This is a genomic window from Piscicoccus intestinalis NBRC 104926 (genome assembly GCF_001515525.1).
GTDB classification, from domain to species: domain Bacteria; phylum Actinomycetota; class Actinomycetes; order Actinomycetales; family Dermatophilaceae; genus Kineosphaera; species Kineosphaera intestinalis.
On the sequence record NZ_BCNQ01000055.1, the window covers coordinates 1 to 16,380 of the forward strand.

Sequence of the window (16,380 nt, forward strand, 5' to 3'; positions counted from 1 at the left end):
GGCGTGGCCGCGCCTCAGCGCCGGCCGCGCCCCAGCCCGGCCGCGCCTCAGCCCAGCCGCGCCCCAGCGCAAAACCCCCACCAAACGCACGAAAACCTGTGCCATCGAACGGGACCGCCCGGCCCGAACGGAACCGCCTCCGCGGAGCTGGTCCCGCCCGAGCCGGCAGGTCCCGTCCCGGATCGCAAGACCGCCGTCTCACGCCTTTGACTTCACCCACGGCATGCGTGAAGGTTGCCTCATGGCCCGAATTCTCGTACTTCCCTGAGCGTGTCGACCGTTTCGTCGCTCGACGCGCTGTCCCCTTCACCCGCCACGGGTAGAGGGGCTTTTTTGTGGGACGGGCCGCTTTTCACCAGCTTCGGCTCGGACCGCGACAGGTAGGTCCGACCACCTCGGACACCATGCGGCAGGACCAGACAACGAGGTGTTGCGCCTCCGGGCGAGCCTCAAGGAAGCGGTGAAGTCATCGTGTCGAGCAACCCACGACCCCCTCGGTCGGAGGCGCCGCCGGCGTCCCGACCCGGCGCTGCGGCTCCGGCTCCGGCGCAGCCCCAGGGCGGTCACCTTGTCCGCCCGGGAACCGGCTCCGAGTCGAGCCCGATCCCGCGGCCGACCCCGCCCCCGACGTCGCCGGCGCGCCAGAGCGCGATCGTCGAGAACCTCACGGGCGCCGAGAGTCTCGTGCGCGCCCTCGAGGAGGTCGGCGCCGAGGTCGTCTTCGGTATGCCGGGCGGGGCGATCCTGCCCGCGTACGACCCGCTGATGGACTCGACCAAGGTCCGGCACGTCCTCGTCCGTCACGAGCAGGGAGCCGGTCACGCCGCCGAGGGCTACGCCGCCGCCACCGGCAAGGTCGGCGTCTGCATGGCCACCTCAGGCCCGGGCGCGACGAACCTGGTGACCCCGCTGGCCGACGCCGCGATGGACTCCGTGCCGATCGTCGCCATCACCGGCCAGGTCGGCAGCACCGCGATCGGCACCGATGCCTTCCAGGAGGCAGACATCCGCGGCATCACGATGCCGATCACCAAGCACAACTACCTCGTCACCGACCCGGCCGACATCCCGCGCGCGGTCGCCGAGGCGTTCCACATCGCGAGCACGGGCCGCCCGGGCCCGGTGCTCGTCGACATCACGAAGGACGCGCTGCAGGGACAGACGACGTTCACGTGGCCGCCGAAGTTCGAGCTGCCCGGCTACCGGCCGGTGACCAAGCCGCACAACAAGCAGATCCGGGAGGCGGCCCGGCTCATCAAGGAGGCCCGCCGGCCGGTGCTGTACATCGGCGGCGGCGTCATCCGCGCCAAGGCCACCGACGCGCTGCGCGAGTTCGTCGAGCTCACCCAGATCCCGCTGGTCACCACGCTCATGGCCCGCGGCGCGGTGCCCGACGACCACCCGCTGCACCTGGGCATGCCCGGCATGCACGGGTCGGTCGCGGCGGTCACGGGCCTGCAGAAGGCCGACCTGCTCATCGCGCTCGGCACCCGCTTCGACGACCGCGTCACCGGCAAGCTCGCGACGTTCGCGCCGCTGGCCAAGGTCATCCACGCCGACATCGACCCCGCGGAGATCAGCAAGAACCGCACGGCCGACGTGCCGATGGTCGGCGACTGCGGCGAGGTCATCGCCGAGCTGCAGCGCGTGATGTCCGCGCCCGACGCGCTCGGCGACTACGAGGCGTGGCGCCGCGAGGTCAAGGGCTGGCAGGAGACCTACCCGGTCGGCTACACCCCGCCGGAGAGCGGCGACATGGCCCCGCAGTACGTCATCGAGCGCATCGGCGAGATCACCGGGCCGGAGGCCACCTACGTCGCGGGCGTCGGCCAGCACCAGATGTGGGCCGCGCAGTTCGTCAAGTACTCCCGGCCGAACAGCTGGCTGAACTCCGGTGGCCTCGGCACGATGGGCTACGCCGTGCCGGCTGCGATGGGCGCGCAGGCCGCGGAGCCCGACCGCGTCGTGTGGGCGATCGACGGCGACGGCTGCTTCCAGATGACCAACCAGGAGCTGGCGACGTGCGTCATCAACAACATCCCGATCAAGGTCGCGATCATCAACAACTCCAGCCTCGGCATGGTGCGCCAGTGGCAGACGCTGTTCTACAACGAGCGCTACTCCAACACCGACCTGCACACCGCCTTCGGCGGCTCCCGGATTCCCGACTTCGTCAAGCTCGCCGAGGCCTACGGCTGCGCGGGCCTGCGCTGCGAGCGGGCCGAGGACGTCGACGACACCATCCGCCAGGCGCTGGCGATCAACGACCGCCCGGTCGTCGTCGACTTCGTCGTCTGCCGCGACGCGATGGTGTGGCCGATGGTGCCCGCCGGGGTCAGCAACGACGAGATCATGTACGCCCGCGGCGTGTCGCCGGTCTGGGATCGCGAGGAGTGAGATCTGTGAACAGCATGCACGTCCTGTCGGTGCTGGTGGAGAACAAGCCCGGCGTGCTCGCCCGCGTCGCGGCCCTGTTCTCGCGGCGGGGCTTCAACATCCACTCCCTCGCGGTCGGCCCGACCGAGCACGAGGAGATCTCCCGCATGACGGTGCTCGTCGACGCCGACGTCATGCCGCTGGAGCAGGTGACCAAGCAGCTCAACAAGCTCGTCGAGGTGCTCAAGGTCGTCGAGCTCGACCCGGACAGCACGGTCGCGCGGCGCATCATCCTCGTCAAGGTCAAGACCGAGGCGGCCACCCGCTCGCACGTGCTGGAGACGGTCGACCTGTTCCGGGCCCGGGTCGTCGACGTCTCGGCCGACTCGGTGACGATCGAGGCGACCGGCCGGGTCGAGAAGCTCGAGGCGCTGCTCGGGCTCCTGGAGCCCTACGGCGTCAAGGAGATCGTGCAGTCCGGCCTCGTCGCCATCGGTCGCGGCCCGCGTTCGATCACCGATCGCGCCCTGCGTCACTAGCCCTCCGGCGCGCGATCGACGAGCGCGCGCCGGCGCCAACCATCCTCCCGTCGACAACGAAAAGAGAAGGAGCCACTCGTGGCTGAGATGTTCTATGACGACGACGCCGACCTCTCGGTGATCCAGGGCCGCAAGGTCGCGGTGATCGGGTACGGCAGCCAGGGGCACGCCCACGCCCTCAACCTGCGCGACTCGGGCGTCGACGTGCGCGTCGGCCTCGCCGAGGGCAGCAAGAGCCGGGCCAAGGCGGAGGCCGAGGGCCTGCGCGTGACGACCGTCGCCGAGGCGGTCAGGGAGGCCGACGTCGTCGTCATCCTCACGCCCGACCAGGTGCAGCGCACGGTCTACGCCGAGCAGATCAAGCCGAACCTCAACGAGGGCACGGCACTGGTCTTCGGGCACGGCTTCAACATCCGGTTCGGCTACATCAAGCCGGAGCCGGGCAGCGACGTCATCATGGTCGCCCCGAAGGGCCCGGGACACATCGTGCGCCGCGAGTTCGTCGACGGCCGCGGCGTGCCGGTGCTGCTCGCCGTCGAGCAGGACGCCTCCGGCCACGCCTGGGACCTCGTCAAGAGCTACGGCAAGGCGCTCGGCGGCCTGCGCGCCGGCGGCATCAAGACGACCTTCCCCGAGGAGACCGAGACCGACCTGTTCGGTGAGCAGTCGGTGCTGTGCGGCGGCATGAGCCAGCTCGTCATGTACGGCTTCGAGACCCTCACCGAGGCCGGCTACCAGCCCGAGGTCGCCTACTTCGAGTGCCTGCACGAGCTCAAGCTCATCGTCGACCTCATGATCGAGGGCGGCATCGCCAAGCAGCGCTGGTCGATCTCCGACACCGCCGAGTACGGCGACTACGTCTCCGGCCCCCGCGTGATCTCCCCGCAGGTCAAGGAGAACATGCAGCAGGTCCTGTCCGAGATCCAGGACGGCTCGTTCGCCCAGCGGTTCATCGACGACCAGGACAACGGGGCCAAGGAGTTCAAGGAGCTGCGCGAGAAGGGCGCCACGCACCCCATCGAGGCCACCGGCAAGGAGCTGCGCAAGCTCATGGCCTGGATCAACACCGGAGCCGACTCCGACTACGTCGAGGGTTCCGCCGCCCGCGGCTGAGCGACCCCCGCGGCTGAGGCATCACGGTGGGGCCGGGTGCGCGAAACTCTCGCGCACCCGGCCTCGTCCGTGCTGGGCGTGCTGGGCGTGCTGGGCGTGCCGGGCGTGGCGACGTCTCGACGGCACCGACCCTGCCCACCCACGGCACGACGGTGCCCGGCGTCCCGGTTCGCCGGTATCCCTTGGAAGATCGTGGGAAGAACACCCGCGCAGACGCGGCAGATTTCCCACGCTATCGCCGGGGTGGAGCGGGGACGCGACGGCAAAGCCCCCTGGCGACCTGCGGTGACGTGCGACGGCCCGCAGCCGGCTTGCTCCTACGGGCGGGTTCTGTGTGCTTCCCCGGCCGCAGCCCGGCTCGAGGTGCTTGGTCCCCTTCCCGCTGTTCGAACAGGGGCGAGTGGGTAGGCTGCCGACGAGTGTGGGGCGTCGACCGGCGCCCCCGTCGTGACCGGTCGACAGGGCCGACTCACAGACAGCGACGGCGATCGGAGACGACTCATGGAGCACACCGCCCGACTCGAATTGGATGGCCAGTCCCACGACCTGCCGGTGGTCGAGGGCACCGAGCACGAACTCGCGATCGACATCAGCAAGCTGCGCTCGGAGACCGGATACATCACCCTCGACGACGGCTACGGCAACACCGGCTCCTGCAAGTCGGCGATCACGTTCATCGACGGCGACAAGGGCATCCTGCGCTACCGGGGCATCCCCATCGAGGAGATCGCCGGCCGCAGCTCGTTCATGGAGACGGCCTGGCTCATCATCTTCGGCAAGCTGCCCACGGTCGAGGACCGGGAGCGGTTCCGCCAGCTGCTCACCGACAACTCGATGATGCACCAGAGCATGCGCAAGCACTTCGACGGCTTCCCGCCCAACGCCCCGCCGATGGCGATCCTCTCCGCGATGATCAACACGCTGTCGATGCACGAGCCGCCGCTCGACATGGAAGACGAGTCCCAGCTCGAGGAGGCCGCGGCCCGGCTCCTGTCGAAGGTGCGCACGATCGCCGCAGCGGCCTACAAGTCGTCGGTCGGTGAGCCGATGGTCTACCCGCGCTACGACTACAAGTACGCGCAGAACTTCCTGCACATGATGTTCTCGGTGCCCTACCGCGAGTACGAGCCGAAGGCCGAGGTCGTCAAGGCGCTCAACCTGTTCCTCGTGCTGCACGCCGACCACGAGCAGAACTGCTCGACGAGCACGGTGCGCATGGTCGCCTCGAGCAAGGCGAACATGTACGCCAGCTGCGCCGCCGGGGTCTGCGCGCTGTGGGGTCCGCTGCACGGCGGCGCGAACGTCGCGGTCGTCGAGATGCTGCAGGAGATCAAGGAATCCGGCATGAACGTGTCGGAGTACGTCGCCAAGGTCAAGGACAAGGAGGCCAAGCAGAAGCTCATGGGCTTCGGCCACCGGGTCTACCGCAACTTCGACCCGCGCTCCAAGATCCTCAAGAAGGCCGCCGACGACATGCTCGAGGCGATGCACATCGACGACCCGCTCCTGGACATCGCGCGCGAGCTCGAAGAGGCGGCGCTGTCGGACGACTACTTCATCGAGCGCAAGCTCTACCCCAACGTCGACTTCTACAGCGGCGTCATCCTGCGTGCCATGGGCCTGCCGCTGAACATGTTCACCGTCATGTTCGCCATCGGCCGCATGCCCGGCTGGATCGCCAACTGGAAGGAAGTCCACGACGACCCCAAGGGGCGGATCTACCGTCCGCGCCAGGTGTACGTCGGCAACCCCCAGACCGAGTGGAAGCCGCGCGAGGAGCGCTGACCCCACCCTCCTTCCCTGAAAACTGCGTGTCGTGGTCGGAACTGCTGTTCATGTCGCAGTCCTCACCGCGATACGCAGTTTTCGGGAGCGGCGCGGGAGGAGCCGAGCATGGTTCAACGGTTCGTTCCGGCAGTCTTCGCGCGCGGCGGCACGAGCAAGGGCGTCTTCTTCCTCGCCGGTGACCTGCCGCCGGAGTCCGCCGAGCGTGACGCGATCTTCCTCGCGGTCATGGGCAGCCCCGACCCCTACGGCCGGCAGCTCGACGGGATGGGTGGCGGCCTGTCGTCGCTGTCGAAAGTGGCGATCCTGGCCCGCAGCGAACACACTCGCGCCGACGTCGACTACACGTTCGGTCAGGTCGCCGTCGACCAATCGGTCGTCGACTACCGCGCCAACTGCGGCAATCTCGCCTCCGCCGTCGGCCCGATCGCGGTGGCCACCGGACTTGTCACGGCCGCCGACGGGCCGGTCTCGGTGCGCATCCACGCCACCAACACGGGCCAACTCATCACCGCGGCGTTCGAGGTCGAGGGCGGCCAGCCCGTCTCCGTCGGCGACTTCACGCTGCCGGGAGTCAGCGGCGCAGGCGCGCCGGTGTTGCTGGAGTTCCACGAGCCCGCCGGGTCGCTCACCGGGAGCCTGTTGCCCACCGGGCGCGTGGCCGACCGGTTGTCCGTCGAGGGCGTGGGCGACGTCGACGCGTCGCTGGTGGACGCGACCAACCCGCTGGTCTTCGTCGCCGCGAGCGCCGTCGGCATGACCGGCGCGGAGTCGCTCGACGAGCTCGACGCCGACCACCGGCTCATGCAGAGCCTCGACCGCATCCGCCGAGCCGGAGGCATCGCTATGGGTCTGGCCGCTCGTGCCGACGAGGTCGGCCTGGCCAACCCCAAGATCGCCGTCGTCGCCGCGCCGCAGCGGTTCACCACGCTCGACGGAACGGTCGTCGAGGCCGCCGACCACGACCTGTGCGTGCGGATGATCTCGATGGGCCGGTGGCACCGGGCCGTGACGAGCACCGGGGCGCTGTGCCTCGCGACCGCCGCCGCCATCGACGGCACGCTGCCGGCCCGACTGCGTGCCGGGCCCGTCGCCTACGGAGCCCTACGCATCGGCCAGCCGTCGGGAGTCGTCACGGTCGGCGCCACGACGCGTCTCCTCGACGGCAGGTGGGAGGCCGAGAGCGCGTCGCTGCTGCGCAGCGCCCGCATCCTCATGCGCGGCGAGGTCGCCGTCAACGGGTGACGCCGCACCGGCTCCGTCGTCCGAACGGCCCAAGGGCCCTCCGCCCGAACGGTCCAAGGGCCCTCCGCCCGAACGGTCCAAGGGCCCTCCGCCCGAACGGCCCAAGGCCCTCCGCCCGACGCCCTCCGCCCGAACGACCCAAGGCCCTCCGCCCGACCCCAACCTCCCTCGAAACTGCGTGTCGTGGTGAGGACTGCGGCACGGACAGCAGTTCTCACCACGACACGCAGTTCTCAGCGTCGTGCGGCGACGCCGAGGGGCCGGGGTGGGGCCGGTATGTGGGATCGGCGTTTCAACCCGCAAGACGCGGCGGTAGCGTGACGCCCATGACGCAGACGGAGCCGGGCCAGTCCACCACCCGTTTCGACCTCGCCGTGATCGGCGGAGACGGGATCGGCCCGGAGGTCGTGGCGGAGGGCCTCAAGGCGCTGCGGGCGGTCACCGGCTCCGCGGGGATCACCGTCGAGACCACCGACTACGACCTCGGCGCCAAGCGCTGGCATCGCACCGGCGAGGCGCTGCCCGAGGGCGCCCTGGAGGAGCTGCGCCGGCACGACGCGATCCTGCTCGGTGCCGTCGGCGACCCGAGCGTGCCCAGCGGCGTGCTCGAGCGGCAGCTGCTGCTCACGCTGCGGTTCAGCTTCGACCACTACGTCAATCTGCGCCCTGCCCGGCTCTTCCCCGGCGTCACGAGCCCGCTCGACGTCGCGCGCGTCGCCCCCGACGGCATCGACTTCGTCGTCGTTCGCGAGGGCACCGAGGGCCCGTACACCGGCAACGGGGGAGCGCTGCGCGTCGGCACCCCCGCCGAACTCGCCACCGAGGTCAGCGTGAACACCCGCTTCGGCGTCGAGCGCGTCGTGCGCGACGCCTTCGCGCGCGCGCAGGCCCGCCCGCGCAAGCACCTCACGCTCGTGCACAAGCACAACGTGCTCTCCTACGCCGGGCACCTGTGGCGGCGCACGGTCGAGGAGGTCGGCGCCGAGTTCCCCGAGGTCACCACCGCCTACCAGCACATCGACGCCGCGACGATCTTCATGACCACCGACCCCGGCCGGTTCGACGTCATCGTCACCGACAACCTCTTCGGCGACATCATCACCGACCTCGCCGGCGCGGTCGTCGGCGGCATCGGCCTGGCGGCCAGCGGCAACATCAACCCCGACCGCACCTTCCCGAGCATGTTCGAGCCGGTGCACGGTTCCGCGCCCGACATCGCCGGCCAGGGCAAGGCCGACCCGACCGCGACGATCCTGTCGGTCGCCCTCATGCTCGACCACCTCGGCCGGCCCGACCTCGCCGCCCGCGTCGAGGAAGCGGTCGCCGCCGACCTCAGCGAGCGGGCCGAGCACGAGCCGCGCAGCACGACCCGGATCGGCGACGACATCGCCGCTCGGCTGGCCTGAGCGGCCGACCCGCCGACAGCAGCCTCGCCAGCCACCGTTCGGACTATCACCGCGCTCGAGGATGGCCAACGGTCACCCCTCTGACCAGCGGATATGCGCCGCAGGCCGGGATCGGGGCCGCGCGGTGATAGTCCGAGCGGTGTCCACAGGCCTGTGGAAAACGTTTCCGGGGCCGTGCGGCCGCCCCGGTCAGCGCGTCGACGCCCCGGTCAGCCCGGACACCGTCGGGTCAGCGCGGACGCCGTCGGGTCAGCGCGGACACCGTCGGGTCAGCGCGTCGCCTGGTCGGCGTGCGACAGGGCCGCGATGCATACGAGCCGCCACGCGCTGGTGGAGTCACCCCCGTGTCCGAAGGCGCCGCAACGGCAGTTCCAGACCCATCCGTCGCGGCGGTGTCGCACCCGCGGGTGGTGCCACCGACTGGCCGCGGAGCCCTTCCGCTGCCGTGTACTCATTTGGTGATCCCCTCGATCGTCGTGGTCACGCGGAGCCCGGCTCGAGAAATGTGCCCGATTCACCGGTGACGTGGGCACGTCCCAGGGTGAGCCGCCGGGCCCGCGTGAAGAAGTGACGCGGCCGGGGAGAAAACTGTTGCTTTGCCAACCTCTGGGGGAGTCGAGACCGTCGAGGGCGGCCACGGCGTGGGCACGACCCCCAGAGCGCCGGCGCGATGCGCCGGTACGCTGCCAGGACACGCCCGGAAACGATGAGGAGCTTTACGCATGGCGACGCTGTCCTTCCCCGTGGCCGATCACCCCAGCCCCACCGGCACCGCCGAACGTGAGGCGATCCTGGCCAACCCCGGCTTCGGCAAGCAGTTCAGCGACCACATGGTGCGCGCGCTGTGGACCGTCGGAGACGGCTGGCACGGCGGGGAGGTCGTCCCCTTCGGGCCGATCCAGCTGTCTCCGGCGGCGGCCGTGCTGCATTACGCCCAGGAGGTCTTCGAGGGCCTGAAGGCCTACCGGCACGAGGACGGCTCGATCTGGGCCTTCCGCCCCGAGGCCAACGCGGCCCGCATGGCCCGCAGCTGCGCGCGCCTCGCGCTGCCCGAGCTGCCGGAGGCCGACTTCATCGCCTCCATCAAGGCCCTCGTGCAGGCCGATGAGGCGTGGGTGCCCGCCTTCGGCACCGGCGAGACGTCGCTGTACCTGCGCCCGTTCATGTTCGCCTCCGAGGCGTTCCTCGGCGTGCGTCCGGCCAACGAGGTGTACTACAGCGTCATCGCCTCCCCGGCCGGCGCGTACTTCGCCGGCGGGATGAAGCCGGTGTCGCTGTGGGTGTCCACCGACTTCGCCCGCGCCGGCGAGGGCGGTACGGGCGCCGCCAAGTGCGGCGGCAACTACGCATCCAGCCTCGCCGGGCAGCTGGAGGGCATCTCGCACGGCTGTGACCAGGCGGTCTTCCTCGACTCCTCGACGCACACGTACATCGAGGAGCTCGGCGGCATGAACCTGTTCCTCGTCTACAAGGACGGGCGCCTCGTCACCCCCGAGCTGACCGGCACGATCCTCGAGGGCGTCACGCGCTCCTCGATCCTGGCGCTGGCCAAGGACCTGGGGCTGCAGCCGGAGGAGCGCCGCGTCCCGATCCAGGAGTGGAAGGACGGCGCCGAATCCGGCGAGCTGGCCGAGGTGTTCGCCTGCGGCACCGCCGCGGTCGTCACCGCCGTCGGCACGCTGAAGTGGGACGGCGGCGAGGTCACCGTCGGCGACCCGAGCATCGGCGGCGGCATCGGCGAGGTCACCTCGAGCATCCGCCGCAGCCTCCTCGACGTGCAGTACGGCCGCGCGCAGGACACCAACGGCTGGATGACCCGGCTGGCCTGACTCTCGGCTGGCCGGTCGCGGCGACCCGGGGCGTCCACTTCCGCCCCGGGTCCGCACGCGCGAGGATGGCCCCATGAACCAACCGCAGGGGGACATCGGGGAGGCCGAACGCGCCCACGCGCGAGACCGTCTCGACGAGCAGTGGCGGGCCGGGGCGATCGGCCCGAGCGAGCACGAACGGCGCGTCACGCAGGTGCGCCACGCCCACACCCGCGCCGAACTCGACGCGGCCATGGAGGGGCTGCCGACGCACGGGGCCACCGGACCGGTCCTGGCGTCGTATGAGCCGCCTGCGCGCGCGACCGAAGCTACGGGCGCCCACGCCGCCCTGGAGCGGTCGGAGCGGTCGGACCGGACCGACGGGCTCATCAAGCTCAACCGCACGACCGCGTACACGATCGTCTCGCTGACCCCGTTCGTGTGCCTGATCCTGTTCTTCGCGCTGAACGTGCCGTGGTGGATCTTCCTCGCGATCCCGATCGTCCCGATCCTCGTCTACGGCCAGGACGGCAAGAACGAGGCGCAGGCCGAGCGGCGCGCGCTGCGCCACGAGCGCAAGGCCCGTCGCCACCGCGCGATCGCCGAGAAGCACCGGCGCACGCAGCGATGAGAATGCCGCGGCTCTCGAGGCGCGCCCGCAACACGATCATGGGGCTGGCGCCGCTGGTGGCCCTCGTGCTGTTCTTCCTCACCCGCAGCTGGATGTGGTTCCTGCTGGTTCCGGTCGTCGGCGTGCTGGTGTACGGCGCGGACGGGGATCGCTGAGCGGCACCTCGCTCACCTGCCCGCAGGCGTCGAGGAGCCGGTTCCGCAGCACGCTCGCCGCCTCGGCGAGCGCTTGCTGCTGCGCCACGTACTCCGCCCGCCCGGAGGCGGTCTCGATCGGAATCGCCTCGTACCCCAGGTCGCTCAGGTCGTAGGGGGAGGCGCGCATGTCGATCTCGCGGGCGCGGCGGGCGTGCTCGAAGCAGTCCATGACGAGCTCGGAGGGCACCCCCGGGGTCAGCGAGTAGGCGAACCGGTACAGGTCCATCCCGGCGTGCAGGCAGCCGGGCTGTTCATGCCGCACCCGGGTGTCGGCGGCGAGGGCGGACTCGTTGCGCGGCACCGCCTCCGGGGTGAAGAAGCGGAACGCGTCGTAGTGCGTGCAGCGCAGCGGGCGGGAACGCACGACCTCGTCGGTGCCCGCGGCCCCGAGCCGCAGCGGCCACGGATGCCGTGTGTCATCCGCCTGATACACCATGGCCCATTCGTGCAGGCCGAAGCACCCGAACCGGGCGGTCCGGGAGGCGGTCGCCCGCAGCAGCGTCGCGACCTCGCGCACCGCGCGACCCCGGTGCGCGAGAAACCCCGCGGTGTCGAGCCGCACGTCGTCGCCGTCGATGAGGTAGTGCTTCCACGTCGCCTGCCGGGCCCGCGCGCCGCCGCCCAGGACGACGCCCGGCCCGGGGTGCCAGCGGCGCAGCAACGCCGGTCGGAGCCGGTAGTACACCCACAGGAAGTCCTCCACGGGGTGCGGTCGCCCGCGGGCGCGGCGGTCCCGGTGGCCGGCGGTCGCCGCGTCGACCCGCGCCTCGTGGGCGGCCTGCGCGGCCCGCCACCGCGCCGGCTCCAGCCACCTGACCTGTGCGTCCACCAGGCCAGGGTAGTGCTCGGGGGATTGACCGGCCGGGGCCGACGGTCCTAGCCTCCCCAGCAACCGCGGTCGACGCATGCCCGGTCGATGCGGACCTTGCGCCGGCATCGCCACGCGCCCCGATCCCGGGGCCCGGCCCGAAAGGGAAGCGCTTGAGTCCCACCGCCACGCCCGCCCGCCCGTCGACCCGGCGCTGCCCGACCCTGGCGAGGCGACGCAGGGCGTGTCCCGCCGTGCGGGACGGCTCGGTGTTGGCGACCATCGGGGAATGGGACGGGCGACCGACGCGCGGCCCGCGACGCCCGGGCCGCCTGCGCCGCCCGGGCCGCCCGAGCCGCCCGCGCCGGACGCGACGAGATCCCGCAGGCGCATACCGATGAGGAGGCCGTAGATGTCCGTCACCCAGACACCGACCGGCGGCCGCCCGTGGCCGCCGCCGTCCGCGCCGGCGGTCACCCTCAACGGGCGGACGCACGAGCTCGGCGGCGTCGACCCGGAGGTGACCGCCCTCGACTGGATCCGCGGCCAGGGCCTGACCGGCGCGAAGGAGGGCTGCGCCGAGGGCGAATGCGGGGCGTGCGCCGTGCTCGTGCTGCGCCCCGACGCCCCGACCGACTCGGCGCGCAGCCGCTGGACCGCCGTGAACTCCTGCCTACTGCCCGCGGCCGCCCTGGCCGACACGCAGGTCGTCACCGCCGAGGGGCTCGGCGCGCCCGACGCCCTGCACCCCGTGCAACGCGAGCTGGCCACCCGCGGCGGATCCCAGTGCGGTTACTGCACGCCCGGCTTCGTGTGCGCCATGGCCGCGGAGTACTACCGGCCCGGGCGGGTCGCGGCTCGGCCCGACGGGCCCGCCCGGCCCGAGCCGGACTCGGCGCCCGCCCGCGTCGAGACCGCGGCCACCGATCACGAGATCGGGCCGAACGGCTTCGACCAGCACGCACTCTCGGGCAACCTGTGCCGGTGCACGGGGTACCGGCCGATCCGCGACGCCGCCTACGCGCTCGGTCCCGCCCCGGCCGACGACGCCCTCGCCCGCCGCTGCACCCGCCCCGCCGCGCCGGTGCACTCCCGCCGGATCACCGGCCCGCGCGGCGACTTCGTGCGCGCCACCGACCTCGACGAGGCCCTCGCAGTGCTCGCCGAGCATCCCGACGCCGCCGTCGTCGCCGGCTCCACGGACCGCGGCGTCGAGGTGACCCTGCGCGGGCTGCGCTCACCGCTCGTGCTGGGCATCGACCGGGTGCCGCAGCTGCGCGAACTGACCGTGCGACCCGACGCGATCACGATCGGCGCCGCCCTCACCCTCTCGGAGACCGAACGCGGCCTCGCCGGGGCCGTGCCCGTGCTCGACGAGCTGTTCGCGCAGTTCGCCTCGCGGCTCATCCGCAACAGCGCGACGTTCGGCGGCAACCTCGGCACCGCCTCCCCGATCGGGGACAGCCCGCCGGTGCTGCTGGCGCTCGGGGCGAGCCTCGTGCTCACCGGACCGGACGGCGACCGCGAGGTGCCCGTCGAGGACTACTTCACCGGGTACCGGCAGACGCTGCGTCGCCCTGGCGAGCTCATCCGCAGCGTGCGGATCCCGCTGCCGCTACCGCGGCTGACCGCCTTCCACAAGATCGCCAAGCGCCGCTTCGACGACATCTCCTCGGTGGCGCTCGGCTTCGGTCTCGACGTCGACGAGGTCGACGGTGACCGGGTCGTCACCGCTGCCCGGATCGGACTCGGCGGCGTCGCCGCCACCCCGCTGCGTGCCCGCGCCACCGAGGCGCTGCTCGTCGGGCGGCCGTGGAGCGAGGAGACGGTGGCCGCCGCCGCGCGGGTGCTCGCCACGGAGGGCAGCCCGATCGACGATCACCGCTCCTCGGCCGCGTACCGGCGGGCGATGCTCCGCGAGGCCTTGCGCGCGCTGTCTGCACACAACAGTGTGACGAAGGGGGCGTCATGAGCGCCCTGTCGCGGCGTCCGCAGGGCGCGGTCGTCGGGCTCCGCGTGCCGCACGAGTCCGCGGCCCTGCACGTCACGGGGGAGGCGCTCTACACCGACGACCTGTGGCCCCGCGTCGCGGGTGCGCTGCACGCCCACCCCGTGCAGACCGCCGTCGCCCACGGCCTCGTCACCGGACTCGACGTCGCGCCCGCCCTCGCGGTGCCCGGTGTCGTGCGCGTGCTCACGGCGGCCGACGTGCCGGGCGTCAACGACGCCGGGGTCAAGGGCGACGAACCGCTGTTCCCCGACGAGGTGATGTACGTCGGGCACCCGGTGGCGTGGGTGCTCGCCGAGTCGCTCGAGGCGGCCCGGCTCGGGGCGGCCGCCGTCGTCGTCGACGTCGAGACGCTGCCCTCGATCGTCACCGTCGCCGAGGCGATCGCCGCCGACTCCTTCCAGGGTGGGCAGCCGACCGTGTGCCGCGGCGACGTCGACGGCGCCCTCGACGCCGCGCTCGCCGCCGGCGCGCACGTCTTCGGCGGCGAGTTCACGTTCGCGGGTCAGGAGCACTTCTACCTCGAGACGCACGCGGCGCTGGCGCACGTCGACGAGGCCGATCAGGTGTTCGTGCAGTCCTCGACCCAGCACCCGAGCGAGACGCAGGAGATCGTCGCGCACGTGCTCGGCCTCCCCAGTCACGAGGTCACCGTGCAGTGCCTGCGGATGGGTGGCGGATTCGGCGGCAAGGAGATGCAGCCGCACGGGTTCGCGGCGATCGCCGCCCTCGGCGCGGTGCTCACCGGCCGCCCGGTGCGGCTGCGGCTCAGCCGCGCTCAGGACATGACGATGACCGGCAAACGGCACGGCTTCCACGCGGCGTGGCGGGTGGCCTTCGACGAGCACGGCCGGCTGCAGGCGCTCGACGCCACGCTCACCGCCGACGGCGGCTGGAGCCTGGACCTGTCCGAACCCGTGCTCGCCCGCGCGTTGTGTCATGTCGACAACACATACTGGATCCCGAACATCCGGGTCGCGGGGCGCATCGCCCGCACCCACACCGTCTCCAACACCGCGTTCCGCGGCTTCGGCGGGCCGCAGGGCATGCTCGTCACCGAGGACATCCTCGGCCGCTGCGCCCCGCTGCTGGGCATCGACGCCGACGAGTTGCGCCGGCGCAACTTCTACACCGAGGGGCAGCCGACCCCCTACGGCCAGCCCGTGACGCAGGCCGACCGGCTCGACCGGTGCTGGTCGGGCGTGCTCGCCTCGGGCGACGTGGTCGCCCGCCGCGCCGAGATCGAGGCCTTCAACGCCGAACACCCGCACCGCAAGCGGGCGCTCGCGATGACCGCGGTGAAATTCGGCATCTCGTTCAACCTCACCGCGTTCAACCAGGCCGGCGCCCTCGTGCACGTCTACAAGGACGGCTCGGTGCTCATCAACCACGGCGGCACCGAGATGGGGCAGGGGCTGCACACGAAAATGCTGCAGGTCGCCGCCACCGCTCTCGGGGTGCCGGTCGACCGCGTGCGACTGGCTCCCACCCGCACCGACAAGGTGCCGAACACGTCTGCGACGGCGGCCAGTTCGGGCTCCGACCTGAACGGCGGGGCGGTGCGCGACGCGTGCGAGCAGATCACCGGGCGGCTCGCGCAGATCGCCGCCGGTGAACTCGGGGTGCACCCGCACGACGTCGTCTTCCGCGACGGCGTCGTCTCCGGGCTCGGCGCGGACGCGACCCTGCCGTGGGCCGAGCTCGTGCGGTTGGCCTACTTCCGGCGGGTGCAGCTGTGGGCGGCGGGCTTCTACCGCACCGAGGGGCTGCACTGGGATTCCGCGCTCATGCAGGGCAACCCGTTCAAAGTACTTCGCGTACGGGGCCGCGGCCACCGAGGTCGAGGTCGACGGATTCACCGGCGCGTACCGCACCCGCCGGGTCGACATCTGGCACGACGTCGGCGACAGCCTCTCGCCGCTCGTCGACCTCGGCCAGGTCGAGGGAGGCTACGTGCAGGGAGCCGGGTGGCTCACCCTCGAGGACCCGCGCTGGGACACCTCCGACGGCCCCGGCCGCGGGCGGTTCCTCACCCAGGCGGCGAGCACCTACAAACTGCCGAGCTTTTCGGAGATGCCGACGGATTTTCGCGTCGAGCTGCTGCCGCGGGCCCACGAAGAGGGCGCGATCTACGGATCGAAGGCGGTCGGCGAACCACCGCTCATGCTGGCGTTTTCCGTGCGCGAGGCGCTGCGGCAGGCGGCCGCGGCCTTCGGGGAGCCGGGCGTCGCGGTCGGCCTGGCCTCCCCGGCGACCCCGGAGGCCGTGTACTGGGCGCTGACGCGGGCCCGCGAGTCCGTTCCCGGCGATGCGGCGGCGGCCGGTCTGACCGTCGGGCACCCGCCGGAGCCGGACCGCCCCGACGGGCCGGCGCCGCACCCCGAGTCCGAGGCCGCGGTCGGTAACAGCGCTGCTGCCGAGGCTGTTTCCAGTCCGCCCGCCGCGGATGCCGCCCGGTGAGAGG

General features: G+C 71.9%; 10 protein-coding genes and 1 pseudogene. 10 read left to right on the plus strand and 1 reads right to left on the minus strand.

Annotated features, from left to right (window positions below; genetic code table 11):
• Window positions 1-471: 471 nt before the first annotated feature.
• From PINTE_RS10350 to PINTE_RS10385, 8 genes are all read left to right on the plus strand, one after another.
• Window positions 472-2,397, plus strand: coding sequence for an acetolactate synthase large subunit (locus PINTE_RS10350; RefSeq protein WP_084343456.1), 1,926 nt, complete (start codon window positions 472-474; stop codon window positions 2,395-2,397).
• A 14-nt stretch (window positions 2,398-2,411) separates the two neighbouring features.
• Entirely contained in the window at window positions 2,412-2,915 is a 504-nt protein-coding gene (gene ilvN / locus PINTE_RS10355; protein WP_068429848.1) for an acetolactate synthase small subunit, read from the plus strand.
• A gap of 78 nt (window positions 2,916-2,993) precedes the next feature.
• Window positions 2,994-4,028, plus strand: coding sequence for a ketol-acid reductoisomerase (gene ilvC / locus PINTE_RS10360; RefSeq protein ID WP_068429790.1), 1,035 nt, complete (start codon window positions 2,994-2,996; stop codon window positions 4,026-4,028).
• Window positions 4,029-4,529: 501 nt separating this feature from the next.
• Window positions 4,530-5,813: a citrate synthase gene (locus PINTE_RS10365; protein WP_068429794.1), complete on the plus strand. Its 1,284-nt coding sequence runs from the start codon at window positions 4,530-4,532 to the stop codon at window positions 5,811-5,813.
• 108 nt (window positions 5,814-5,921) lie between these two features.
• Window positions 5,922-7,058, plus strand: coding sequence for a 2-methylaconitate cis-trans isomerase PrpF family protein (locus PINTE_RS10370; protein WP_068429797.1), 1,137 nt, complete (start codon window positions 5,922-5,924; stop codon window positions 7,056-7,058).
• Window positions 7,059-7,384: 326 nt separating this feature from the next.
• Window positions 7,385-8,464, plus strand: coding sequence for a 3-isopropylmalate dehydrogenase (locus tag PINTE_RS10375; RefSeq protein WP_068429804.1), 1,080 nt, complete (start codon window positions 7,385-7,387; stop codon window positions 8,462-8,464).
• A 722-nt stretch (window positions 8,465-9,186) separates the two neighbouring features.
• Entirely contained in the window at window positions 9,187-10,293 is a 1,107-nt protein-coding gene (locus PINTE_RS10380) for a branched-chain amino acid aminotransferase (RefSeq protein WP_068429807.1), read from the plus strand.
• A gap of 73 nt (window positions 10,294-10,366) precedes the next feature.
• Complete coding sequence (locus tag PINTE_RS10385) at window positions 10,367-10,903, plus strand: DUF1707 SHOCT-like domain-containing protein (protein ID WP_068429810.1); 537 nt, start codon at window positions 10,367-10,369, stop codon at window positions 10,901-10,903.
• Between the two features lie 78 nt (window positions 10,904-10,981).
• On the opposite strand, the gene PINTE_RS10390 is transcribed toward PINTE_RS10385, so the two are convergent.
• Window positions 10,982-11,929 carry a 3-methyladenine DNA glycosylase gene (locus PINTE_RS10390; protein WP_084343457.1) on the minus strand — a complete coding sequence of 316 codons (948 nt, stop codon included), beginning with the start codon at window positions 11,927-11,929 and terminating at the stop codon, window positions 10,982-10,984.
• 391 nt (window positions 11,930-12,320) lie between these two features.
• Between PINTE_RS10390 and PINTE_RS10395 the strand changes: the two genes are divergently transcribed.
• Both PINTE_RS10395 and xdhB read left to right on the plus strand, forming a co-directional pair.
• A complete protein-coding gene (locus tag PINTE_RS10395; protein ID WP_068429815.1) occupies window positions 12,321-13,880 on the plus strand; it encodes a xanthine dehydrogenase small subunit in 1,560 nt (519 codons plus the stop codon).
• Window positions 13,877-16,376 (plus strand): annotated as a pseudogene (xdhB, locus tag PINTE_RS10400) (xanthine dehydrogenase molybdopterin binding subunit). The gene PINTE_RS10395 and the pseudogene xdhB overlap by 4 nt, the downstream one beginning before the upstream one ends.
• Window positions 16,377-16,380 lie beyond the last annotated feature (4 nt).